Origin of the sequence: Streptomyces sp. NPDC001843 (assembly GCF_042891955.1) — a bacterium.
Lineage (GTDB): Bacteria > Actinomycetota > Actinomycetes > Streptomycetales > Streptomycetaceae > Streptomyces.
Genome location: NZ_JBIATQ010000001.1, coordinates 829,582 through 852,199 on the forward strand (window position 1 = coordinate 829,582; position 22,618 = coordinate 852,199).

21 protein-coding genes are annotated in these 22,618 nt (G+C 72.1%); 11 read left to right on the forward strand and 10 right to left on the reverse strand.

Going from position 1 to position 22,618, the window contains the following annotated elements; genetic code table 11:
• Positions 1-323 precede the first annotated feature (323 nt).
• Positions 324-1,526: an ROK family protein gene (locus ACFYZQ_RS03885; protein WP_389141257.1), complete on the reverse strand. Its 1,203-nt coding sequence runs from the start codon at positions 1,524-1,526 to the stop codon at positions 324-326.
• Positions 1,527-1,646: 120 nt separating this feature from the next.
• Between ACFYZQ_RS03885 and ACFYZQ_RS03890 the strand changes: the two genes are divergently transcribed.
• From ACFYZQ_RS03890 to ACFYZQ_RS03900, 3 genes are all read left to right on the forward strand, one after another.
• A complete protein-coding gene (locus ACFYZQ_RS03890; protein WP_389141259.1) occupies positions 1,647-3,266 on the forward strand; it encodes a hypothetical protein in 1,620 nt (539 codons plus the stop codon).
• A gap of 18 nt (positions 3,267-3,284) precedes the next feature.
• Positions 3,285-5,222 (forward strand): glycogen debranching N-terminal domain-containing protein, encoded by a 1,938-nt coding sequence (locus tag ACFYZQ_RS03895; RefSeq protein ID WP_389141260.1) that lies wholly within the window; start codon positions 3,285-3,287, stop codon positions 5,220-5,222.
• Between the two features lie 848 nt (positions 5,223-6,070).
• Complete coding sequence (locus ACFYZQ_RS03900; protein WP_389141893.1) at positions 6,071-7,687, forward strand: sulfatase-like hydrolase/transferase; 1,617 nt, start codon at positions 6,071-6,073, stop codon at positions 7,685-7,687.
• A 12-nt stretch (positions 7,688-7,699) separates the two neighbouring features.
• On the opposite strand, the gene ACFYZQ_RS03905 is transcribed toward ACFYZQ_RS03900, so the two are convergent.
• Both ACFYZQ_RS03905 and dusB read right to left on the reverse strand, forming a co-directional pair.
• On the reverse strand, positions 7,700-8,095 hold the full coding sequence (locus ACFYZQ_RS03905) for a hypothetical protein (RefSeq protein ID WP_389141262.1): 396 nt from the start codon (positions 8,093-8,095) through the stop codon (positions 7,700-7,702).
• 175 nt (positions 8,096-8,270) lie between these two features.
• On the reverse strand, positions 8,271-9,413 hold the full coding sequence (gene dusB, locus ACFYZQ_RS03910) for a tRNA dihydrouridine synthase DusB (RefSeq protein ID WP_389141264.1): 1,143 nt from the start codon (positions 9,411-9,413) through the stop codon (positions 8,271-8,273).
• 82 nt (positions 9,414-9,495) lie between these two features.
• Between dusB and ACFYZQ_RS03915 the strand changes: the two genes are divergently transcribed.
• The gene (locus ACFYZQ_RS03915) at positions 9,496-10,938 is read left to right on the forward strand and encodes an MFS transporter (RefSeq protein ID WP_389141266.1); all 1,443 of its coding nucleotides are present in this window, start codon (positions 9,496-9,498) and stop codon (positions 10,936-10,938) included.
• On the opposite strand, the gene ACFYZQ_RS03920 is transcribed toward ACFYZQ_RS03915, so the two are convergent.
• Positions 10,899-11,852: a helix-turn-helix transcriptional regulator gene (locus tag ACFYZQ_RS03920; RefSeq protein ID WP_389141268.1), complete on the reverse strand. Its 954-nt coding sequence runs from the start codon at positions 11,850-11,852 to the stop codon at positions 10,899-10,901. The two genes, ACFYZQ_RS03915 and ACFYZQ_RS03920, sit on opposite strands and share 40 nt — an antisense overlap.
• Positions 11,853-11,952: 100 nt before the next feature.
• Between ACFYZQ_RS03920 and ACFYZQ_RS03925 the strand changes: the two genes are divergently transcribed.
• The gene (locus ACFYZQ_RS03925) at positions 11,953-13,380 is read left to right on the forward strand and encodes an MFS transporter (RefSeq protein WP_389141270.1); all 1,428 of its coding nucleotides are present in this window, start codon (positions 11,953-11,955) and stop codon (positions 13,378-13,380) included.
• An 81-nt stretch (positions 13,381-13,461) separates the two neighbouring features.
• Positions 13,462-13,674 carry a hypothetical protein gene (locus tag ACFYZQ_RS03930; protein WP_389141272.1) on the forward strand — a complete coding sequence of 71 codons (213 nt, stop codon included), beginning with the start codon at positions 13,462-13,464 and terminating at the stop codon, positions 13,672-13,674.
• Positions 13,675-14,260: 586 nt separating this feature from the next.
• Here the strand turns inward: ACFYZQ_RS03930 and ACFYZQ_RS03935 are convergent.
• A complete protein-coding gene (locus ACFYZQ_RS03935) occupies positions 14,261-15,643 on the reverse strand; it encodes a glycine--tRNA ligase (RefSeq protein ID WP_389141274.1) in 1,383 nt (460 codons plus the stop codon).
• Between the two features lie 149 nt (positions 15,644-15,792).
• On the opposite strand from ACFYZQ_RS03935, the gene ACFYZQ_RS03940 reads away from it, so the two are divergent.
• The 4 genes from ACFYZQ_RS03940 to ACFYZQ_RS03955 are packed head-to-tail and all read left to right on the forward strand — an operon-like array spanning position 15,793 to position 18,918.
• On the forward strand, positions 15,793-16,758 hold the full coding sequence (locus ACFYZQ_RS03940; RefSeq protein WP_389141276.1) for a metal ABC transporter substrate-binding protein: 966 nt from the start codon (positions 15,793-15,795) through the stop codon (positions 16,756-16,758).
• A 20-nt stretch (positions 16,759-16,778) separates the two neighbouring features.
• Entirely contained in the window at positions 16,779-17,546 is a 768-nt protein-coding gene (locus tag ACFYZQ_RS03945; RefSeq protein WP_389141278.1) for a metal ABC transporter ATP-binding protein, read from the forward strand.
• Positions 17,546-18,448 carry a metal ABC transporter permease gene (locus ACFYZQ_RS03950; protein WP_389141280.1) on the forward strand — a complete coding sequence of 301 codons (903 nt, stop codon included), beginning with the start codon at positions 17,546-17,548 and terminating at the stop codon, positions 18,446-18,448. The genes ACFYZQ_RS03945 and ACFYZQ_RS03950 overlap by 1 nt, the downstream gene beginning before the upstream one ends.
• 59 nt (positions 18,449-18,507) lie before the next feature.
• Entirely contained in the window at positions 18,508-18,918 is a 411-nt protein-coding gene (locus ACFYZQ_RS03955) for a Fur family transcriptional regulator (RefSeq protein ID WP_389141282.1), read from the forward strand.
• Positions 18,919-18,987: 69 nt separating this feature from the next.
• Here the strand turns inward: ACFYZQ_RS03955 and ACFYZQ_RS03960 are convergent, their stop codons facing one another.
• From ACFYZQ_RS03960 to ACFYZQ_RS03980, 5 genes are all read right to left on the reverse strand, one after another.
• Entirely contained in the window at positions 18,988-19,779 is a 792-nt protein-coding gene (locus tag ACFYZQ_RS03960) for a glycosyltransferase family 2 protein (RefSeq protein ID WP_389141284.1), read from the reverse strand.
• 127 nt (positions 19,780-19,906) lie between these two features.
• Positions 19,907-20,758 carry an isoprenyl transferase gene (locus tag ACFYZQ_RS03965; RefSeq protein ID WP_389141286.1) on the reverse strand — a complete coding sequence of 284 codons (852 nt, stop codon included), beginning with the start codon at positions 20,756-20,758 and terminating at the stop codon, positions 19,907-19,909.
• Between the two features lie 45 nt (positions 20,759-20,803).
• Positions 20,804-21,550: a DNA repair protein RecO gene (gene recO, locus ACFYZQ_RS03970; RefSeq protein WP_389141288.1), complete on the reverse strand. Its 747-nt coding sequence runs from the start codon at positions 21,548-21,550 to the stop codon at positions 20,804-20,806.
• On the reverse strand, positions 21,498-21,815 hold the full coding sequence (locus ACFYZQ_RS03975; RefSeq protein WP_389141290.1) for a helix-turn-helix transcriptional regulator: 318 nt from the start codon (positions 21,813-21,815) through the stop codon (positions 21,498-21,500). The genes recO and ACFYZQ_RS03975 overlap by 53 nt, the downstream gene beginning before the upstream one ends.
• Positions 21,816-21,862: 47 nt before the next feature.
• Positions 21,863-22,357: an AraC family ligand binding domain-containing protein gene (locus ACFYZQ_RS03980; RefSeq protein WP_389141292.1), complete on the reverse strand. Its 495-nt coding sequence runs from the start codon at positions 22,355-22,357 to the stop codon at positions 21,863-21,865.
• A gap of 56 nt (positions 22,358-22,413) precedes the next feature.
• Between ACFYZQ_RS03980 and ACFYZQ_RS03985 the strand changes: the two genes are divergently transcribed.
• On the forward strand, positions 22,414-22,554 hold the full coding sequence (locus tag ACFYZQ_RS03985) for a hypothetical protein (protein WP_389141294.1): 141 nt from the start codon (positions 22,414-22,416) through the stop codon (positions 22,552-22,554).
• Positions 22,555-22,618: the final 64 nt, after the last annotated feature.

The following is a 22,618-nucleotide window of genomic DNA, read 5'->3' on the forward strand; positions in this document are numbered from 1 at the left end:
AGAGGTGCGGTTTGCCGCTCAGATGAGCAGGTCGCGCCACGTCTGATTTCGATCGATGAACGATCAAGAGATGGCACCGAGTGCCACCCCTTGAGGAAGTGCAGCCGTGCAAGATCCGCTCATCTGAGCACCACCCCTATCAAGGGTGGCGAGAATCACGCTGCCACAGCGGAGCGGATTTCACCATGCGGACGAGTGTCCGAACGACAAACGCGGACAAAGAGCCGACCGGCGGGCGGGCACGAACGAGGGGCGCGGGCAGGGAGGGGCGCGGGCGAGAGAGGGACGCGGGCGAGAGAGGGACGCGGGCGAGAGAGCGGGCGTCACACGCCCAGCGCCAGCAGCCGCTCCTCCACCCGCTCCGGCGCGTACAGGTGCTCCACGACCAACGCTCCTGCCCCCACCAGCCCGGCCCGCTCCCCGAGCCGTGAGGTGACGACGTCCAAGTGGGCGGTGGAGCGCGGCAGCGCCCGCTGGTAGAGCAGCTCCCGCACGCCGGTGAGGAAGGGCGTGCCCGCGAGGTCCCCGGCGATCATCAGCACACCCGGGTTGAGCAGGGTCACCACGGTCGCCAGGACGTCCCCGACCCGGCGCCCGGCCTCCCGGGCGAGCGCCGCCGCCTCCGGGTGCCCGGCCGCCAGCAGGTCCCGTACGTCCGAGCCGCTGGCGGCCGGCACGCCCGCCTCGGCGAGCCGCCGGGCCACCGCGCCACCGCTGGCGACGGCGGCCAGACAGCCGTACGCGCCGCACCGGCACAGCGCCCCTGCGCCCTCCGGCACCCTGATGTGCCCGATGTCCCCGGCCCCGCCGTCGACGCCCCGGTAGATGGAGCCGCCGACCACGACGCCCGCGCCGATGCCCGTCGACACCTTGACCAGTGCGAACGCCGAGCAGTCCGGGTACCCGGCGCGCTGTTCCCCGTACGCCATGAGGTTGGCGTCGTTGTCGACCAGCACGGGGACGGGCGGGGCGCCCGTGTGCTCGGTGAGGGCGCGGGCCAGGCGGCCTCTTATGTCGTAGCCGTCCCAGCCGGGCATGATCGGCGGCTGGACGACCCGGCCGGTCTCGCTGTCGACCGGCCCGGGGACCGCGAGTCCGATGCCGCAGGCCTCCTCCGCCCGGTGCCCTGCCTTCTCCAGCAGCTCGGCGAACCACCGGCCCAGCTCGCCGAGCACGGTGTCCGGGCCGTCCTCGACGGCCAGCGCGCCGGAGTGCTCGGCGAGTATCTCGCCGGTCAGCGTGAGGACGGCCGCGCGCGCGTGCCGGGTGTCGAGGTCGGCGGCGAGGACGACGGCGTGCGCGTCGTCGAACTCCAAGGTGATCGAGGGGCGGCCGCCCAGCGGTGAGTCGACCGGGCCCCCGGCGCCCTCCCGCAGCCAGCCGGCCCGGAACAGGCGGTCCAGGCGCTGGCCGACGGTCGCCCGGGACAGACCGGTGACCTGCTGGAGGGCACCGCGCGTGGTGGCACGCCCGGTACGCACCAGTGCGAGCAGATCGCCGGCGCTCGCCTGACTTCGACCGCTCATGCGCACCCCCTTGTGCTTCTCAAGCCTGCATTACATAGTGGGTTTTGCGTGTTAAATAGACGTAACTCTACGGTAGCCACGGTCGAACTGGTCGGCCGGACGTCTTTCGGGGAGCCCCGAGTGGATCGCACTGCCCAGCTCGCCACCGGCCGCACCGAGGGTGCGATCGCATACGGTCTCCCGCCGACGGTGGGATCGGACGGGCCGCCGCCGGATCCCGCCGTCGGCGCCGCGCGCGTGCTGGAGCGCAACTGGACGGGCAGGTCGACGGTGCCCTCGCGCAGCCTGTATCCGCACCAGTGGTCCTGGGACTCCGCCTTCATCGCGATCGGCCTGCGCCACATCTCGCCGTTACGGGCGCAAGCCGAGCTGGAGACGCTACTGGCCGCACAGTGGGGCGACGGGCGCGTCCCGCACATCGTCTTCAACCCCTCCGTACCGCTCGACGCGTACTTCCCGAGCCCCGACTTCTGGCGCTCCTCGACCGCGGGGCGCGCTGCGGGCGCCCCGCGCACCGTACAGACCTCCGGGATCGTGCAGCCACCGGTGCACGCGCTGGCGGCCTGGTTGGTGCACCGCGCCGACCCGGGGCTCTCCCGCGCGCGCGGCTTCCTCGCCCGGGTGTACCCGCGGCTGGCCGCCTGGCACCGCTATCTGCTGCACCGGCGGGATCTGGGCGGCGGCGGGCTGGCGTCCGTGGTCCACCCCTGGGAGCAGGGCATGGACAACAGCCCGTGCTGGGACGCGCCGCTCTCCCGGGTCACGCCCGCCCCGAGCCGCTCCTTCCACCGCGCCGACCTCGCCCACGGCTCGCCCGAGGACCGACCGACGGACCTGGACTACGGGCGGTACGTGCGGCTGGCGGCGGACTACCGGGACCGGGGGTACAGGGACGGGTGGGGCGGGAACGAAGAGGACGGGTGGGGCGGGAACGAAGAGGACGGGTGGGGCGGGAACGAAGGGGACGGCGCAGGGGGGTTCGCCGTCGAGGACCCCGCCTTCAACGCCCTGCTCATCGCCTCCGAGCACGCGCTGGCCCGGATCGCCGGGGAGCTGGGCGCGGCCGCCACGGCCCGGCACGCGCGCGCGGAGCGCCTCACGGCGGCGCTGGTGGAGCGGCTGTGGGATCCGGCGCGGGGGATGTTCTTCTGCCGGGACCTGCGGGGCGGTGGTCTGATCCCCGAGCGCGGTGTCTCCGGGCTGGTCCCGCTCCTGCTGCCCGGCCTGCCCGGCGAGGTCGCCGCCGCGCTGGTCGGCACGCTCACCGGACCGCACTTCGGCCTGGGCGGCGCCACCCGGCTGGTGCCCAGCTACGACCTGCTCGGCGAGGCCTTCGACCCGCACCGCTACTGGCGGGGCCCGGCCTGGTTCAACACCGGCTGGCTGGTCGAGCGGGGCCTGCGGGCGCACGGCGAGCGGGAGCGGGCCGACGCCCTGCGGGAGGCGCTCGTCCGGACGGCCGGGGCGACCGGTTTCGCCGAGTACGTCGACCCGTACACCGGCGAGGCCTGCGGCGCGCTCGGCTTCAGCTGGACCGCCGCGCTCACGCTCGATCTGCTGCACGACTCCCCCGGGCACGTCGTGTCCCCCGACAGGGTCACCGCGTTCGCCGGGAGTGGCTTGGCCGGGAACGGCTTCGGCAGGGACGACTTCGGCACGGACCGCCTCGGCCGGGACGGCTGCGGCAGGAACGCCTCCGGCCGGGACGGCTTCGGCACGGACGGCTTCGATCAGGGGTGACAAGGGAGGGGACCGGAGATGACCGACCGGCATCATCTGCTCGTGCACGGCGCGACGTTCGCCGCCGTGGGTGACCGGGGCGACATCAGCGGCGTCCGGGGCGGCGGCTTACCGGACGGGTTGTTCGTCCGCGACGCCCGGCACCTCAGCCGCTGGCAGCTCACCGTCGACGGCGCGGTGCCCGAGGTGCTCACGCCGGTCGCGGACGGGGACGGCGCGCGCTGCGTCCTGGTCCCGCGCGGCGGCCGGCAGGAGCCGCCCGCGCACACTATCTTCCGTGAACAGGCGGTCGGGGACGGCTCGTTCGTGGAGCTGCTGCGGGTGACCAGCAACCGCCCGGTGCCCACCACGGTCCGCCTGGCGATCACCGCCGACGCCGACTTCACCGACCAGTTCGAGCTGCGCTCCGACCACCGCACCTACGCCAAGACCGGCGCCGTGCGTTCCCGCGAGGTCCTGGACGACGGGCTGGAGTTCGGCTACCGGCGCGGTGAGTGGCGGTCTCGTACGACCATCACGGCCGATCCCGCGCCGGACGGCGTGGAGGAGACCGGCACGGGGGCCCGCCGACTTGTCTGGAGCCTCGCTCTGGAGCCGCACGGCACGGTCGAGTTGGTGCTGCGCGTGATCGCCCGGCCGCACGGCGACAAGCGGGCCCTCAGGGTGCCGCGCTCCCCCGCCGCCCTGAACGAACGGCTCCTCGCGCTGGAGGGCGAGTTCCTCGAGGGGGTGGCCTTCCCGACCGGCTGGCCGGAGCTGGCGGCGGCCTGCGCGCGGGGTCTGACCGACCTGGCCTCGCTCCAGGTCCCGGCGACCGGACCGGACGGGGAGGAGCTGCGCGTACCGGCGGCGGGCGCGCCCTGGTTCCTCACGCTGCTGGGCCGCGACGCCCTGCTGACCTCGCTGTTCACCCTCCCCTACCGGCCCCGGCCGGCCGCCGACACGCTGGCCGCGCTCGCCGCCGCCCAGGCGACGGGGACCGCCGTGGACTCGGTCGCCCAGCCCGGCAAGATCGTGCACGAGGTGCGGCACGGGGAGCTGGCGTACTTCGGGCAGGTGCCGTACGGGCGGTACTACGGCTCGGTCGACGCCACTCCACTGTTCCTCGTGCTGCTCGGCGCGTACGTCGAACAGACCGGGGACACGGCCCTCGCCCGGCGGCTGGAGCCCCACGCGCGCGCGGCGGTCGGCTGGATGCTCGACCACGGCGGGCTGACCTCACGCGGCTATCTCGTCTACCGCGCCGACCGGGGCGGTCTCGCCAATCAGAACTGGAAGGACTCCCCCGGTGCCATCTGCTCGGCCGACGGCACCCGTCCGCACGGGCCGGTGACGGCGGCGGGGGCCCAGGGGTACGCCTACGACGCGCTGCGCCGCACCGCGTGGCTGGCGCGCACGGTGTGGGACGACAAGACCTACGCCGCCCTGCTGGAACAGACCGCCGCCGACCTGCGCGACCGCTTCCAGCGGGACTTCTGGATGGCGGAGCACTGCTTCCCGGCGCTCGCGCTGGACGGGGAGGGCCACCAGGTCGACGCGCTGGCCTCGGACGCGGGGCATCTGCTGTGGTCGGGGCTGCTGGACAAGGAGTACGGGGAGGCGGTCGGCCGCAGGCTCCTGGAGCCGGACTTCTTCTCGGGCTGGGGCGTGCGCACACTGGCGGCCGGGCAGCCGGCGTACCACCCGCTGTCGTACCACCGCGGTTCGGTCTGGCCGCACGACAACGCGCTGCTCGCGCTCGGTCTGGCCCGCTACGGTCTGCACGACGAGGCCCGCACGGTCGCCCACGCCCTGGTCGACGCGGCGACGGCGACCGGCCACCGGCTGCCGGAGGTGCTCGCCGGGTACAGCCGAGGCACCCACGCCGAGCCGGTACCCTACCCGCACGCCTGCATCCGCGAGTCCCGCTCCGCGGCGGCCCCGTTGGCGCTGCTCACGGCGGTCGGGGGCGCCTAGGGCTTGTCCTGCTGAGTGTTGACGAGCCGTTTGCCGGGTGTTTGCAAAGGGCCCTGAACAGGCACCGGGGACGAACCGTACGGAATGGCGGCGGGCCCCTGCCTCCCCGCGTGGCCCGCCGCCGCCGTCCACGGGCCCCGCACGGAAGGACCTCCGGGTTGCCTCAGCACACGAGCACCAGCCAGTCACCGGAAACGGAGGGCTCCGCCGTCCGCCCGGAATCCGAGGAACCCGGGGCCGAGACCGAGGCCGGGTCGGCGCCGCGCGTTCCGGCGCAGGCGGGCCCCGCCGACGGCGAGGCGGCCGCCGGCCACGAGGGCACCACCGCGGAGGTGGCGCCCCCGGAAACCGAAGCCGCTTCCGAACCCGGCGATCCGGAGCCCACCCCAGCAGCCACCACCGAAGCCGACGCCCCGGAGGCCGAACACCCGTCCACTCCCCCGGCCGACGGGCCGAAGTCCGCGCCCGAGAAGGCAACTGAAGACACGGCCACCGCCCAGGGCGCCGCACCCGCGGACACTCCCGGAACCGACGCCCGTGATGGCGGCGCCGACGGTGCCGGGTCCGAGCCCCGGCGGGAAGCCGTCACCGACCCGGGGACCGCTCCCGCGGACGCTCCGGCAGCCGAGACCCGTGAAGGCGGCCCCGAAGCCGCCGAGCCGGAGTCCGGGCAGGTAGCCGCGCCCGAAGGCACCGGCCCGGCCCCCGTGGACGGCCGTGCCCAGGAGATCGCGTCGCCTCCGCGGCCGGCCCGGCGCAACTGGCCCGGCTGGAGCGGTCGGGCCCGGTTGCGTCGGCGGCGGGAGGCGTGGCGGGCGGCGCATCCCGGCGCCGCCGCCGTGCTGTCGGTGACCGTCACCGTGCTGGCCGCCGCGCTGGTGGTGGCCGCGCTGCTGCTGCCGAACAACGTGGTCGGGCTCAAGCCGATGAAGTTCGCGCGGATACCCGCGGAGGCGATCATCGGGGCCGCCGTGATGCTGGCGCTGCCGCGCCGGCCCCGGATCGTGCTGGCCGCCGTCTCCGGGGTCGCTCTCGGGGCGATGACCTTGCTGAACTTCCTCGACATGGGCTTCAACCAGTACCTCGGCCGCAGCTTCAACCCCATCCTCGACTGGAGCCTGCTCGGCGACGCGCAGTCGTATCTGAACGACTCCCTCGGCAGGACGGTCACGCTGGCCGCGACGATCGGCGTCATCGTCCTCGTGCTGCTGCTGTTCGTCCTGCTGGCGCTGTCCACGGTCCGCCTGAGCAACCTGCTCGCCCGGAACACCGGCACGGCCACCCGGGGCACGCTCATCGCCGGCGTCGCCTGGATCACCTGTTCCTCCCTCGGTATCCAGATCTCCGGCGTGCCGATCGCCTCCGACCGCACCGCGTCCGCCGTGAAGATCCAGGCGCACCAGGTCGTGAACACCCTGCACGACGAGGCGGAGTTCGCGAAGGTCGCCAAGGTCGACGCGTTCGGCAACACGCCGGCCGACGAGCTGGTGCCCGACCTGCGCGGCAAGGACATGATCTTCACGTTCATCGAGAGCTACGGGCGCAGCGCCATCGAGGACCCGATCATGGCGCCCGGAGTGGACAAGACGCTGGACGTCCGGACCAAGGCCCTGGCCAAGGCGGGCTTCCACGCCAAGAGCGGCTGGCTGACCTCGGCGACCTACGGCGGCAGCAGCTGGCTCGGCCACTCCACCACCATGTCGGGCCTGTGGATCAGCAACCAGCAGCGCTACCGCACCGTCATGGCCAGCGACCACATGAGCCTCACCGACGCCTTCAAGAAGACCGGCGCGTTCGACACGGTCGGCGTGATGCCGGGCGTGCAGAAGGGCTGGCCGGAGCAGCAGTGGTACGGCCTCGACAAGGTCTACAACGCCTTCCAGCTGGGCTACAAGGGCCCGAAGTTCAGCTGGTCGACGATGCCCGACCAGTACGCGCTCCAGCAGTACCAGGAGCGGGTGCACAGCAAGCAGCCGGCTGACGGCAAGTCGCGGATGTCGCTGCTGATCCTGACCTCCAGCCACCAGCCCTGGGCGCCGATTCCGAAGATGGTCGGCTGGGACCAGCTCGGCGACGGCTCGGTCTTCAAGGACATCGAGGCGGCGGGCAACAAGCCGGAGGACGTCATCGCCGACACCACGAAGTCCCGCGAGGAGTACGGCAAGTCCATCCAGTACTCGGTGACCGCCCTCACCCAGTGGCTGGAGCGCTACGGCAACAAGAACACGGTCCTGGTCTTCCTGGGCGACCACCAGCCCATCGCCCGGGTCAGCGGCAACCACGCCAGCCGTGACGTGCCGGTCTCCATCGTCGCCAAGGATCCGGAGCTCCTGGACAAGATCTCCGACTGGAACTGGACGGACGGCCTGCGTCCCGCCCACGACGCCCCGGTGTGGAAGATGAGCTCCTTCCGCGACAGGTTCCTGACGGCGTACGGCTCGACCCCGCATCCCAAGACACGTTGAGCACCGCCCTGTTCAGGGCGCTTCCATCGCCGCGCGCGCCGTTTCGACGAACCGTTCCAGCCAGCGGGTGAAGCCGCTGTTGGCCTCGTCGAAACGTGCGCGCGCGTCGTTCTCCTCGAGGGACGTGAGCCACAGCGCCCGGTTCGTCTCCCGCGCCGCCTCCAGGACGGCCTCGGCCGCCGCGGAGGTGGCGGACGGTCCCTCCAACGCGATGACCCGCACACTTCGCATCAGGGAGGCGTACGCCTCGCGCAGCTCCATACGGAGTTCATGGATCCGTGCCAGGAGAGGTTCGCGCTCGGTCAGCTGAAACCGGGCGTCGAGGACCCGTCGGTAGAGCTGTCCCGTGACGTGCGCCTGCTCCATCAGTTCCAGATAGGCCGCCCACCGCAACTCGCGTATGCGCACGCCCGTTGGGCGCGCGCTGCCGCCTCCGTCTGGACCCTGGCCGCCCGCACGTTCCCGAGGTTGGTCACCCGGCTCGCGAGCACCGCCGTACCGCCGGTGAGGGCCGCGACCCGTACCGCGCTGTCCGCCACGCGGATCAGTGTCGGCGCGGCCCGCCGCCCGTGCCGAGACCGCCTCAGCCCCCGGAGGTGTCCAGTTCCGCGTCCTCGCTCACGCCCGCGCAGTCGTACGGGTCCTTCAGCCAGCCGTCCGGGAGGACCACCCGGTTGTTGCCGGACGTGCGGCCGCGGGGGCCCTCGGCGCCGGTGGGCCAGGGCTGGTCGAGGTCCAGTTCGTCCAGGCCCGCCCGCAGCTCCTCCAGGGACGACGTGATCGCGAGGCGCTTACGCATCTCCGAGCCGACCGCGAAGCCCTTCAGGTACCAGGCGACGTGCTTGCGGAAGTCGACCACGCCCTTGGACTCGTCGCCGATCCACTCGCCGAGCAGGGTGGCGTGGCGGACCATGACGTCGGCGACCTCGCGGAGGGCCGGCCGCGCGACGTTCTGCTCACGTCCCTCGAAGGCGGCCACCAGGTCCGCGAACAGCCACGGCCGCCCCAGGCAGCCGCGCCCCACGACCACCCCGTCGCAGCCGGTCTCCCGGACCATCCGCAGCGCGTCCTCGGCGGACCAGATGTCGCCGTTGCCGAGCACGGGGATCTCCGGGACGTGCTCCTTCAGCCGGGCGATGGCGTCCCAGTCCGCGGTGCCGCCGTAGTGCTGGGCGGCCGTGCGGCCGTGCAGGGCGATGGCCGTGACGCCCTCCTCGACGGCGATGCGTCCGGCGTCGAGGTAGGTGATGTGGTCGTCGTCGATGCCCTTGCGCATCTTCATCGTGACCGGCAGGTCACCGGCGCCCGACACCGCCTCGCGCAGGATCGCGCGGAGCAGGTTCCGCTTGTAGGGGAGGGCGGAGCCGCCGCCCTTCCGGGTCACCTTCGGGACCGGGCAGCCGAAGTTCAGGTCGATGTGGTCGGCGAGGTCCTCCTCCGCGATCATGCGGACGGCCTTGCCGACGGTCGCCGGGTCGACGCCGTACAACTGGATCGAGCGCGGCCTCTCCGTCGCGTCGAAGCGGATCAGCTGCATGGTCTTCTCGTTGCGCTCGACCAGCGCCCGGGTCGTGATCATCTCGCTGACGAACAGGCCCTTGCCGCCGCTGAACTCCCTGCACAGGGTGCGGAAGGGCGCGTTGGTGATGCCCGCCATGGGGGCGAGCACGACGGGCGGCTGGACGGTGTGCGGGCCGATCGGCAGGGGCGGCGTGGGCGTGGGCATTGCCCCATTGTCACCCATCGGGACCGGACCTGGAGTAATAATTAGTTAGACGCACTATCGAAACCGGCGTACGATGGAACGCATGCCCGAGCTCAGCCATCGCCGACGTCTGCTCGTGCTCGCGATCTGCTGTATGAGCCTGCTGATCGTCAGCCTCGACGTCACCGCCCTGAACGTCGCCCTCCCCTCCATGCAGCGCGACCTGCACGCCACCACCTCCGGCCTGCAGTGGACGATCGACGCCTACACCCTGGTGCTGGCCTCGCTGCTGATGCTCGCGGGCTCCACCGCCGACCGGGTCGGCCGCAAGAAGGTCTTCATCACCGGCCTGACCGTGTTCGTGGCCGGCTCGCTGCTGTGCTCCCTCGCGCCCAGCCTCGACGCGCTGGTCGCCTTCCGCATGATCCAGGCGGTCGGCGGCTCCATGCTCAACCCGGTCGCCATGTCGATCATCACCAACACCTTCACCGACCCCCGCGAACGCGCCCGCGCGATCGGCGTCTGGGGCGCGGTCGTCGGCATATCCATGGCCGCCGGCCCGCTGGTCGGCGGCCTGCTGGTGGAGTCGGTCGGCTGGCGCTCGATCTTCTGGGTCAACCTCCCGGTCGGCCTCGCCGCGCTCCTGCTCACCCTGCGTTTCGTCCCCGAGTCCCGCGCCCCGAAGGCACGCCGCCCCGACCCGGTCGGCCAACTGCTGGTGATCGCCCTGTTCGGCTCGCTGACGTACGCCATCATCGAGGCGCCCGACTCGGACACCGCCGCGGTGCTGCCCTTCGCGCTGATCGCCCTCGTCGCCCTGCTCGGACTGCTGTGGTACGAGCCCCGGCGCACCGAACCCCTCATCGACCCGCGGTTCTTCCGCTCGGCGCCGTTCAGCGGGGCCACAGTGATCGCCATCAGCGCGTTCGCGGCGCTGGGCGGCTTCCTGTTCCTGTCCACCCTGTACCTGCAGAACGTGCGCGGCCTCGACGCCCTGCACGCCGGCCTGTGGATGCTGCCGATGGCCACCCCGATGTTCCTGTGCGCGCCGCTGTCCGGACGGCTGATCGGCAACCGCGGGCCGCGAGTGCCGCTGCTGGTCGCCGGGTTCGCCATCACCGTCAGCGGGGTGCTGTTCGCCGCGTTCGAGGCGGAGACGTCGAACGTCACACTGGTCCTCGGATACGTGCTGTTCGGCATCGGGTTCGGCTTCGTGAACGCGCCGATCACCAACACGGCCGTGTCGGGGATGCCCCGAGCGCAGGCCGGGGTCGCCGCGGCCGTCGCCTCCACCAGCAGGCAGCTCGGGCAGACCCTGGGGGTCGCCGTGGTCGGGGCGGTACTGGCGTCCGGGGTCGGCTCGTCCCCGTACCGGACGGCGTTCGTCTCGGCGGCCCGGCCGGGGTGGTGGATTATCACGGCCTGCGGGCTCGCGATCCTGGCCCTCGGCGCGCTCACCAGCGGCCGCTGGGCCCGCGGCACGGCCGAGCGGACCGCCCGGCGGCTTCAGTCCAACGAGGTCCGGGAGGCGGCCGGCGTCCGCTGAGCCCGCTGTTCGAGGGCGAACGCGTACAGCTTCTCCACGCGCTCCCTGCTCTCCTCGTTCGTCGGGACGTAGGTGACCATCCGCGCCCCGAGCTCCGGGCTCAGCCACAGGTCCGTGTGGTCCAGGGTGAGCAGGCCGACGTACGGGTTCAGGAACTGCTTGGTCTTGCTGCGGGCGGCGACGACCTCGTACCGGTCCCAGTGCTCGCGGAACTCCGGGGACGCGGCTTCCAGACGCTTGAGCAGCATCTTCCAGGCGGGCTCACCGAGGTGGCCGGCCATGGAGGCGCGCAGCTTGGCGGCCATCAGGCGCCTGGTCTCCTCCAGGTGGACCATCGCGGCCCGCCACTCCTCGTTGGTGTAGACGAGCAGCATGCAGTTGCGGTCCTCGGGCGGGACCGCGTCCAGGTCGCCCATCAGGCGGGCGTAGGTGCGGTTGTAGGCGAGGATGTCGTACCGGCTGTTCTGGATGCAGGCCGGGACGGGCTCCAGCCGGCGCAGCAGCTCCAGTTGGGCGGGGGTGACTCCCGAGCAGTGCGAGGCGGGCGTGGGGTCGGCGGCGCCGGCCAGCTGGAAGAGGTGGGCGCGTTCGCTGCCGTCCAGCATGAGGGTGCGGGCCAGGGCGTCGAGGACCTGCACGGAGACCTGGATGTCCCGCGCCTGTTCGAGCCAGGTGTACCAGGTGACGCCGACCGCGGAGAGCTGGGCCACCTCCTCGCGGCGCAGTCCGGGAGTGCGGCGGCGGAGCCCGCGGGGCAGCCCCACCTGCTCGGGGGTGATCCGCTCGCGGCGGCTGCGCAGGAAGGCTGCCAGCTCGTGGCGGCGGATGTCCCCGCCCCTGTCCGGACCGCTGCCCGGACCTGTGTCCAGACCTGTGTCCGGCCGGGTCGTGGTTTCCTGGGCTGTGGTCGTCATGTCACCAGCCTGCCGTGTTCCGGATCCTGTTGCCAGGTAGTACTGGTACCAGGATGAGAAGACTCTGGTACCCGTCTCGGGGCGGGCGCAGGCTCGCACCATGACCGAAACCGTCACCACGCCCACCGTCCGCGCACCGGCGGCGCCACCCGCGCTCGGCCCGCTCGGACTGCTCACCGTCCTGCTGGGCGCGTCCCTGCCCCTCGTCGACTTCTTCATCGTGAACGTGGCCCTGCCCACCATCGGCACCGACCTGCACGCGGGCGAGGCCGTCCTGGAACTGGTCGTCGCCGGGTACGGGGTGGCGTACGCCGTCCTGCTCGTCCTCGGCGGACGGCTCGGCGACCTCTTCGGCCGCCGCCGGCTCTTCCTGGGCGGCATGGCCGCCTTCGGCCTGACCTCGCTGGCCTGCGGGCTCGCGCCGGACGCCTGGAGCCTGGTCGCGGCGCGGGTCGCGCAGGGCGCGTCGGCGGCCGCCATGCTGCCGCAGGTGCTCGCCACCATCCAGGCGGCCACCGAGGGCCCCCGGCGGGCCCGTGCCATGAGCCTGTACGGCGCGACCGCCGGCCTGTCCATGGTGGCCGGCCAGATCCTCGGCGGCGTCCTGGTCGCCGCCGACATCGCCGGCAGCGGCTGGCGCTCGGTGTTCCTGGTGAACGTGCCCGTCGTGGTCGTCGGCCTGGTGCTGGCCGCCCGCGCCGTCCCGGAGACCCGCTCGGCGCGGCCCGAACCGGTCGACGGCGCCGGCACGGTCCTGCTCGCGCTGTCCCTGCTCACCCTGCTCGTCCCGCTCACCGAGGGCCGGGCGGCGGGCTGGCCGCTGTGGACGTGGCTGTCGCTGGCGGCCTTCCCGGGTGTCGCCTCGGCGTTCTACGCGGTGGAACGGCGGGCGGACCGGCAGGGCCGCACGCCGCTGGTGCCGCCGAGCCTGTTCGCGCTGCGGTCGCTGCGCCGCGGGCTGGTGCTGATGGTGCCGTTCTCCATCGGCTTCAGCGGGTTCATGTTCGTCATCGCGGTCGCGTTGCAGCGCGGCGCGGGCCTCGGCCCGGTCCCGGCGGGGCTCGCGCTCGCCCCGATGGCGGTGGCGTTCCTCTTCGTCTCGCTCGCCGGGCCCCGTCTGGTCGCCCGCCACGGCACCCGTGTCGTCACCTTCGGCTCGCTGGTCCAGGGGGTCGGCCTGGTGCTGATCGTGCTGGCCGCCTGGCGGGACTGGCCGGACCTGGGCCTCGTCGAACTCCTCCCCGGGGCGGCGGTCGCCGGCGCGGGTCAGGCGCTGCAACTGCCCGTCGTCATGCGGATCGTGCTGTCCGAGGTGCCGTCCGTCCGGGCCGGTGTCGGCGGCGGTGTGATGGTCACCACCCAGCAGTCCGCCCTCGCGCTCGGCGTCGCCACCCTGGGCACCCTGTTCCTGTCCCTCGTCCCCGGCCACGGCATGCGGGACGCCCTCGTGACGACCCTGCTGGTGCAGTTGGCCGGGGTGGTCCTGACCGGCCTGCTCAGCCTGCGGCTGCCGCGCCGCGTCGGGTGATGACGGCCACCGGGCGGTGAAGTCCACCCTTCCGGCATGCTGTTGGCCGGCAGGGGGCGGGACGCCGGCAGGGGAGGGCACATGCCGCGGGGCAGCAGGAGCGAGATCAGCCGCTGGGACCAGCACGGCCGACGGCACGTCGTCAGGGTGCGGCGCGCGGGCGTGCAGCGCACGCTCAGGTGTGACACCTGCGGCTGGCGGAAGGGGGCAGCGCCGTTCCTGTCCTGGTCCAGGGCCGCGGAGCACCTGGCCGAGGCGCACCAGGCGACGGTGGACCCGACCGCGGCGGCCTGAGCGGCCCGATGGCGCCGGGCCGGCCCCGCTTGCCCCGCACCGGCGGCGGACCGTCGACCAGGGACAGAAGCCGGGTGACGTCGCCTGCGGTGTCCGCCGGTCAGCGACGCCCGCAGCGGGATGCCGCGCGCGTCGTCACAGCTGTCCGGCCGGATGAGAGCGCGGGCCGCAGCCCACGGCGCTTGCGGCCGGCCGGACATCACCACGGGGACGCCGTGCGGGCGAAAGGCCCGTAGGAGCAGGCTCGACGCGTCGGCGATGTGCTGCGCGTCGGCGATGTGCTGCGGCATGCGCTCGATGCCGTCGACCACCAGCGCGATGGGCATGTGGCGGGCTGCTGCCGCCAGTGCGTCGGAGAACGCGGACAGCCCGCTCACCCCGCTCTCCCGCGCCGCGGCACCCAGTCGTGCTCGCACGGCGGTGGGCAGACGAAGCAGACAGGTGTCGGGGGCGGCGAGGACCGGGCCGCATCCGGCGAACACCCTCCCTCATCCGTCATCTGTCCGCCGTTCCCGGAACGGCCCGTGAACGCAACGGTGCCGGGCCCCCCGTAAGGGGACCCGGCACCGGGTGGGTCAAGCGGGTGTCAGCAGCCGATCAGGCGGCTCGCGAGGTAGCCCTCGATCTGGTCCAGCGACACGCGCTCCTGCTTCATCGAGTCGCGCTCACGGACGGTCACCGCGTTGTCCTCGAGGGTGTCGAAGTCGACGGTGACGCAGTACGGGGTGCCGATCTCGTCCTGGCGGCGGTAGCGGCGGCCGATGGCGCCGGCGTCGTCGAACTCGATGTTCCAGTGCTGACGCAGCGCCTGGGCGAGCCCCTTCGCCTTGGGCGACAGCTCGGCGTTGCGGGACAGCGGAAGCACCGCGACCTTCACCGGGGCCAGGCGGTGGTCCAGGCGCAGGACCGTGCGCTTCTCCATCTTGCCCTTGGCGTTGGGCGCTTCGTCCTCGACGTAGGCGTCGAGAAGGAAGGCCAGCATGGTGCGGCCGACACCGGCCGCGGGCTCGATGACGTACGGCGTCCAGCGCTCCTGGGCCTCCTGGTCGAAGTAGGAGAGGTCCTGGCCGGAGGCCTTGGCGTGGGCGCCGAGGTCGTAGTCGGTGCGGTTGGCGACGCCCTCGAGCTCGCCCCACTCGCTGCCGCCGAACTGGAAGCGGTACTCGATGTCAGCGGTGCGCTTGGAGTAGTGGGAGAGCTTCTCCTTCGGGTGCTCGTACCACCGCATGTTCTCCTCGCGCAGGCCCAGGCCGGTGTACCAGTTCCAGCGCTGCTCCATCCAGTACTCCTGCCACTTCTCGTCCTCGCCCGGCTTGACGAAGAACTCCATCTCCATCTGCTCGAACTCGCGGGTGCGGAAGATGAAGTTGCCGGGCGTGATCTCGTTGCGGAAGGACTTGCCCATCTGCGCGATGCCGAACGGCGGCTTGCGGCGCGAGGTGGTCTGCACCTGGGCGAAGTTGGTGAAGATGCCCTGGGCGGTCTCGGGGCGCAGGTAGGCGACGGAGCCGGAGTCCTGGGTCGGGCCGAGGTGGGTGGAGAGGAGGCCGGAGAACTGCTTGGGCTCGGTGAACTGGCCCTTGTTGCCGCAGTTCGGGCAGTTGACGTCGGCCAGGCCGTTCGCCGGGGCGTGGCCCTTCTTCTCCTCGTACCACTCTTCCAGGTGGTCGGCACGGAACCGCTTGTGACACGAGGTGCACTCGGTCAACGGGTCCGTGAAGGTGGCGACGTGACCGGAGGCGACCCAGACCTCGGGGGCCAGGATGACGGACGAGTCGATACCGACCACGTCCTCGCGCGACGTCACCATGTAGCGCCACCACTGGCGCTTGATGTTCTCCTTGAGCTCGACACCCAGCGGCCCGTAGTCCCAGGCGGCACGCTGTCCGCCGTAGATCTCACTGCAGGGGAATACGAAGCCACGGCGCTTGCTCAGGCTGACGATGGTGTCGATCTTGTCGGCGGCCACGGTGCTCTCTTCATTACGACGACGGGCGACGAAGCGAGTTGCTTCCAGCGAATGCTTCAGGGTACCGGCGGGGGCTCCCCCTCAACCAAATCGGTGACCCCTCAACCCGTTGTTGACAATGGTTTCCATTGTAGTTGAAAATGACTGTCATGAACGTAAGACGGCGCCTCATACGGAACTCGGCGGTGCCCGCGGTCACCGCACTCACTCTCTCCGCCCTCTCCTCCCTCTCCGCCTGCTCCGGCGCGAGCGCCGCGGGCAACACGGACAAGTTCGACGTCGTCGCGTCCTTCTACCCGATGGCCTTCCTCGCCGAGCGGATCGGCGGGAGCCACGTCCACGTCACCAGTCTCACCCGGCCCGGCCAGGAGCCGCACGACCTGGAGATCAGCGCCCGGGAGACCGTGCGGCTCCAGGAGTCCGACGCCGTCCTCTACCTGAAGAACCTCCAGCCCTCCGTCGACAAGGCGGTAGCCGAGTCCGAGGTGAGGACGAAGATCGACGCCGCCTCCTTCACGTCGATGGAGAAGCACGGCAACGAGGTCGGCGGCCACGCGGCCGAGCACGACACCTCCGAGAACGAGGAACTCGCCGGCCTCGACCCGCACATCTGGCTCGACCCCGTGCGCTACGCCCAGGTCGCCCAGGGAGTCGGCAAGGCCTTCGAGAAGGCCGACCCCGGCCACGCGGCCGACTACAGGAAGAACACCGCGGCCCTGGTCGGAAAGCTCGACGCCCTCGACGAACAGTTCAAGAAGGGCCTGGCGAACACCAAGACCAAGGTCTTCATCACCACCCACGCCGCCTTCGGCTACCTCGCCGAGCGCTACGGCCTCACCGAGGAGGCCATCAACGGCCTCGACCCCGACTCCGAGCCCAGCGCCGCCCGCGTCAGGAGCCTGGAGAAGATGGCCGAGGCGGACGGGGTCACCACCGTGTTCTACGAAACGCTGGTCAGCGACAAGACCGCGAAGACCATCGCCGCCGACGCCGGACTGAGGACGGACGTCCTCGACCCGATCGAGGGCATCACCGGCAAGTCCCGCGGCACCGACTACTTCTCGGTCCAGGAAGCCAACCTCAAGGCCCTGCGGAAGGCCCTGGGAACCAAGTGACAGCCACGGAGGACGACGCCATGACCGACCCCGTCATACGCCTGCGCGGCGTACGCGCCGAGCTGGGCTCACGCCCCGTGCTGCGCGGCATCGACCTCACCGTGCGCCGCGGGGAGGTCGTCGCGCTGCTCGGTGCCAACGGCTCCGGCAAGTCGACCGCGATCCGCACGATCATCGGCCAGGTACCGGTCACCGCCGGTGAGATCGAGCTGTTCGGCACCCCGCGCCCGGCCTTCAGGGACTGGGCGCGCGTGGGCTACGTACCGCAGCGCATCACGGCGGCGGGCGGCGTCCCGGCGACCGTCACCGAGATCGTCTCCTCGGGCCGGCTCGCCCGCACCCGCTTCGGCCCCTTCCGCAAGGCCGACCGCCAGGCCGTACGCCGGGCCCTGGACCTGGTCGGCATGGCGGACCGGGCCGGGGACAGCGTCACCGCCCTCTCCGGCGGCCAGCACCAGCGGGTGCTGATCGCCCGCGCCCTGGTCGCCGAACCCGAGCTGCTGATCATGGACGAGCCAATGGCCGGCGTGGACCTGGCCAGCCAGGAGGTGCTCGCCCGGACCCTGCGGGAGCAGGTCGAGGCCGGTACGACCGTCCTGCTCGTCCTGCACGAACTGGGCCCCCTCGAGCCCCTGATCGACCGGGCGGTCGTCCTGCGCGACGGCTGCGTCACCCACGACGGTCCGCCGCCCCGCGCCGTCGGCCAGCACGCCCTGCCCGGCCACGACCACGTCCACCCGCACGCCTCCGCGGGCACCCACCCCCTGCGCACGGGACTGCTGAGCTGATGGAACTCCTCGACTACGCCTTCATGCAACGGGCGCTCCTCGCCGCCGTCCTCGTCGGCGTCACCGCCCCCGCCATCGGCATCTACCTCGTACAGCGCCGCCAGCCGCTCATGGGCGACGGCATCGGACACGTGGCGATGACCGGCGTCGGCCTCGGCTTCCTGCTGAACACCTCACCGGTGTGGATGGCGACCGCCGTCTCCGCGCTCGGCTCGGTCCTCATGGAGCTGATCCGCTGGTACGGGAAGACCCGCGGCGACATCGCGCTCGCCATGCTCTTCTACGGCGGCATGGCCGGCGGCGTCATGTTCGTCAACCTCGCCCCTACCGGCTCCAACGCCAACCTGAACTCGTACCTCTTCGGCTCCCTGTCGACGGTCTCCGCGTCGGACGTGACCGCCATCTCGCTGCTCGCCGGATTCGTGGTCCTGGTGACCCTGGCACTGCGCCGCCAGCTCTTCGCGGTCAGCCAGGACGAGGAGTTCGCCCGGGTCACGGGGCTCCCCGTCCGCGCCCTGAACCTGCTCACCGCGGTCACCGCGGCCGTCACGGTCACCGTCGCCATGCGAGTGGTCGGACTGATCCTGGTCTCCGCGCTGATGGTCGTCCCGGTCGCCGCCGCGCAACAGCTCACCCGGAGCTTCGCGGCCACCTTCGCGATCGCCGTCGCCATCGGCGTGACCGTGACCATCGGCGGGACCGTCACCTCCTACTACCACGACGTCCCGCCCGGCGCGACGATCGTCCTGCTGACCATCGCCGCGTTCGTCGCACTGACCGCGCTGGCCACCCCGCTGGCCCGGCGCCGCGCCCGGACGGCCGCCGCCGGTCAACCCGCCGCGGACCCCGCGGAATGCACGATTCCGGCCACCCGGGGAGCCACCGACGAGATCGGCGTCTGACCGCTCACAGCCCCGGCTGGCACAATGGCCGGATCAGCGTGCCGACAGAGGAGGAACCGGTGACGACCGCTGGACCGCCCGTGAAGGGCCGCGCCACCCGGCAGCGCGCCGCCGTGGCGGCAGCCCTCGACGAGGTCGACGAGTTCCGCAGCGCGCAGGAGCTCCACGACATGCTCAAGCACAAGGGCGACTCGGTCGGCCTGACCACGGTGTACCGCACCCTGCAGTCCCTCGCCGACGCCGGCGAGGTCGACGTCCTGCGGACCTCCGACGGCGAGTCCGTCTACCGCCGCTGCTCCAGCGGCGAACACCACCACCACCTCGTCTGCCGCGTCTGCGGCAAGGCCGTCGAGGTGGAGGGCCCCGCCGTGGAGAAGTGGGCGGACGCCATCGCGGCGGAACACGGCTACGTCGACGTGGACCACACGGTGGAAATCTTCGGCACCTGCGCGGAGTGCGCCGCGAAATGATCCCAGCGGCCGGATCCACCCCCGCGGGTCTCCGGCTCCCGGCCGTCGCGGCCGCGAACGGCCACTTCCTCAGAGCCTGCTCGGCATCGGCCTGCGGACGGTGCTGAACAGCCGGGCCAGGACGGCGGAGCGGCCCTGGTCCGCCGTGTTCGGCGCTATGGCGGCCACTCCCTCCCTCAGCCACTGATCCCACTCCGGCCGGTCGACCGGATCGAGGCGCCCGTGGGCCTCGGCCAGGTCCAGGATCCTGGTGCCTATCTCGGTCGCCATCGAACCCCCGTGGAATCGGTAGCGACTGCCGATGACACCGAGATGACAGACGTTCACCTGCCCGCCCGCCAGGGCGACGGAGATGTTGAGGAAGGTCTCCACACCGAAGTCCGGCGGCAGTTCGACGCCGCGCAGGTAACGGGTGCGCACGGCACGGAAGCCGCTGAGCGCGTGCGCCCCGTGGTGACCGACCTCCGGAAAGAACCGGGAGGTCAGCGGCTCGTAGATGGTGAAGGTGGACGCCAGGATGGTGCCCGGGTGGTCGTACTCGAAGTCGCCGACCACCTGGTCTGCCGTGCCGTCGGCCGCGGTCTCGCGCAGCAGCGCGGCGATGTTGTGTTCCGACGTGACGACGTCGGAGTCGAGGAAGCAGGTCCACTCGGTGTCGACCGTGGACACGGCCAGTTGCATGGCCGCGCCCTTGCCGAGCGGTCCGCTGAGCACCTCCGCACCGGCCTCGCGTGCCCGCCGGGCGGTGTCGTCGGTCGACCCGCTGTCGACGACCAGCACCCGGTCGCCGGGCCGCGCGGCGGCCAGGGCCTGGGCGATCATGGTGGCGACCGTGGCCTCTTCATTGTGTGCGGGAATCACAAAAGCGAACAGCGGAACCAGCCCCCGTTGCGATCGAGCAGTCGCTCATGATCTTAAATCGCACACGCGCACGGGCTGTTCCGGGGACTCGGAGGGGCCGTCGTCGACGGCCCCTGGGCTTCCGGTGCTACGAGGTGGCCGGGCGGCCCTGCATGTCCCGTTCCATGGCGAGGAGTTGCTCGTTGGGCACGGCCCCGCCGAAGCGGCGGTCGCGGGAGGCGAACTCGAGGCAGGCGCGCCACAGGTCGCGGCGGTCGAAGTCCGGCCACAGCACGTCCTGGAAGACCATCTCGGCGTACGCGCTCTGCCAGAGCAGGTAGTTGGAGGTGCGCTGCTCACCGCTGGGCCGCAGGAAGAGGTCCACGTCCGGCATGTCCGGGTAGTAGAGGTACTTCTGGACGGTCTTCTCAGTGACCTTGTCCGGGTCGAGGCGTCCGGCCCGTACGTCCTCGGCCAGGGCCTTCGCGGCGTCCGCGAGTTCGGCCCGGCCGCCGTAGTTCATGCAGAAGTACAGCGTGAGCCGGTCGTTGCCCTTGGTCTGTTCCTGCGCGACCTGGAGTTCCTTGGCGACCGACTTCCACAACCTGGGCATCCGGCCCACCCAGCGCACCCGGATGCCCAGCGCGTCGAGCTGGTCGCGGGTCTTGCGGATGAAGTCCCGGTTGAAGTTCATCAGGAAGCGGACCTCGTCGGGCGAGCGCTTCCAGTTCTCGGTGGAGAAGGCGTACAGGGAGATGCTGCCGACGCCGACCTCGATGGCGCCCTGGAGGACGTCCAGCACGCGCTCGGCGCCGACCTTGTGCCCCTCCGTCCTCGGCAGCCCGCGCTCCTTGGCCCAGCGGCCGTTCCCGTCCATGACGATCGCCACGTGGTTCGGGACGAGCTCCCCGGGGAGCTTGGGCGCGACGGCTCCCGACGGGTGCGGCTCCGGCGTGCTGTACTCGCGGCGCTGGCGCCCCAGGATCCCGCGTACGACCATGTGCTTCTCGTCTCCCTCGATGTTTCCGGTCGGGTTGTGCCGGTTCTACTTCTCGACGTACCTGAGCGAGCGCAGCCCGCGCTCCAGATGCCAGTGCAGGTAGGCGGACACCAGTCCGCTGCCCTCCCGGACGTGCCGCGGCTCGCACGCGTCCGCGGTCTCCCAGTCTCCCGTAAGCAGTGCGCCGAGCAGTTCGAGGGTCGCCGGCGACGGTACGACACTGCCGGGCACCCGGCAGTCCACGCACAGGGAACCGCCGGACGCCACGGAGAAGAACCGGTTCGGGCCGGGCAGCCCGCACTTCGCGCAGTCGCTGAAGCTGGGGGCGTACCCGTTGACGGCGAGGGAGCGCAGCAGGAAGGCGTCGAGGACGAGGTGGGGTGCGTGCTCGCCGCGGGCGAGGGTGCGCAGCCCCCCGACGAGGAGCAGGTACTGCTGCACCGCCGGCTCGCCCTCGTGGTCGGTGAACCGCTCGGCGGTCTCCAGCATGGCGGTCCCCGCGGTGTAGCGGGCGTAGTCCGTGACGATGCCGCCGCCGTAGGGGGCGATGGTCTCGCTCTGCGTGCACAGCGGCAGCCCGCGCCCGACCAGCTCGCTGCCGCGCGCGAAGAACTGCACGTCCACGTGCGAGAAGGGCTCGAGCCGGGCCCCGAACTTCGACTTCGTCCGCCGCACGCCCCGGGCCACCGCCCGCACCCGCCCGTGCCCTCGGGTGAGCAGCGTGATGATCCGGTCCGCCTCACCGAGCTTCTGGGTGCGCAGCACGATGCCGTCGTCGCGGAACAGACTCATGGGGTCCATTCTCGCCTACGGGCGGCGGTGCGGTGTCGGGCCCCGGGAAGTAGGCCCGCGGGGTGATTCCCACCACCCGCCGGAACGCCGCCGTGAAGGAGCTGGCGGAGGCGTAGCCCACCTTGCGGGCCACCGCCTCCACGGGGAGTCCGGCCGCGAGGTACGGCATGGCGGACTGCATGCGTGACCGTTCCCGCCACTGGCCGAAGGTCAGGCCCGTCTCGGCGGTGAACAGGCGGGCCAGGGTCCGGGCGCCGGCGCCCACCTCGGTGCCCCAGGCGGCCAGCGGGCGCGGGTCGGTGGGATCGCGCGTCAGGGCGTCGGCGACGTACGGGCGCGGGGGTCGCGGGGCCGGGGGACGTGGAGGCTGGTCACCGGCAGGGGGCGCAGTTCGTCGAGGAGCACCTGCTCCGCGCGGGAGCGGGCGTCCGCCGTCAGGTCCGCGCGGGTCAGGTGGTCGACCAGTGCGCGCAGTAGCGGGGTGGCGCTCACCACTGTCGGTTCCCGCCAGGCGATGCCCGGGCAGCCGGCCGGGTCGACGTAGGCGCTGCGCATCACCGCGTCGCCGGCCGACTCGGTGGTGTGCGGGACCTGTGCGGGGATCCACAGCGCCCGGGACGGCGGCAGCAGCCAGACTCCGCGCTCGGTCCGCACCCGTACCAGGCCCCGGGTCGGGCAGGCGAGCTGGTGCACCGGGTGCCGGTGTTCGAGGTAGGCGGTGCCCCGGGGCATCACGAAATGGCCGACCAGGATGGCCGTACCGTGCGCCGCCGCGTCGTACGGGCGCAGTCGGCCGTTTCGCGACATGGCACGGCAGCCTAGCCCGTGGTGGACAGCGGAGGAGCGCGCCTAGCGTCTGGGGCATGCCGATGAACCGAGCACATCGCAGGATCCTGGATCCGGCCGGGCTCCCGGTCCGGCTGGAGCGGGCCGGTTTCACGGACGTGTCGGTGGACGTGCACCGGGAGGGCGGCAGCGTCCGTTTCCGCGGCCGCCGTCCCTGACGTCCCGCCGGGGCTCCCGGCCGCGTCGGAGCCCGGGCGCCGCCGCTCCTGCCGCCATCCTGTG

Coding starts and splice junctions, on each gene's coding strand:
- dusB (WP_389141264.1), bottom strand. CDS start 9,413: ATGCCCACGCCCACGCCGCCCCTGCCGATCGGCCCGCACACCGTCCAG.
- ACFYZQ_RS03885 (WP_389141257.1), bottom strand. CDS start 1,526: ATGAGCGGTCGAAGTCAGGCGAGCGCCGGCGATCTGCTCGCACTGGTG.
- ACFYZQ_RS03920 (WP_389141268.1), bottom strand. CDS start 11,852: ATGACGACCACAGCCCAGGAAACCACGACCCGGCCGGACACAGGTCTG.
- recO (WP_389141288.1), bottom strand. CDS start 21,550: ATGAGTCTGTTCCGCGACGACGGCATCGTGCTGCGCACCCAGAAGCTC.
- ACFYZQ_RS03925 (WP_389141270.1), top strand. CDS start 11,953: ATGACCGAAACCGTCACCACGCCCACCGTCCGCGCACCGGCGGCGCCA.
- ACFYZQ_RS03950 (WP_389141280.1), top strand. CDS start 17,546: ATGGAACTCCTCGACTACGCCTTCATGCAACGGGCGCTCCTCGCCGCC.
- ACFYZQ_RS03930 (WP_389141272.1), top strand. CDS start 13,462: ATGCCGCGGGGCAGCAGGAGCGAGATCAGCCGCTGGGACCAGCACGGC.
- ACFYZQ_RS03985 (WP_389141294.1), top strand. CDS start 22,414: ATGCCGATGAACCGAGCACATCGCAGGATCCTGGATCCGGCCGGGCTC.
- ACFYZQ_RS03945 (WP_389141278.1), top strand. CDS start 16,779: ATGACCGACCCCGTCATACGCCTGCGCGGCGTACGCGCCGAGCTGGGC.
- ACFYZQ_RS03895 (WP_389141260.1), top strand. CDS start 3,285: ATGACCGACCGGCATCATCTGCTCGTGCACGGCGCGACGTTCGCCGCC.
- ACFYZQ_RS03915 (WP_389141266.1), top strand. CDS start 9,496: ATGCCCGAGCTCAGCCATCGCCGACGTCTGCTCGTGCTCGCGATCTGC.
- ACFYZQ_RS03980 (WP_389141292.1), bottom strand. CDS start 22,357: ATGTCGCGAAACGGCCGACTGCGCCCGTACGACGCGGCGGCGCACGGT.
- ACFYZQ_RS03965 (WP_389141286.1), bottom strand. CDS start 20,758: ATGGTCGTACGCGGGATCCTGGGGCGCCAGCGCCGCGAGTACAGCACG.
- ACFYZQ_RS03940 (WP_389141276.1), top strand. CDS start 15,793: ATGAACGTAAGACGGCGCCTCATACGGAACTCGGCGGTGCCCGCGGTC.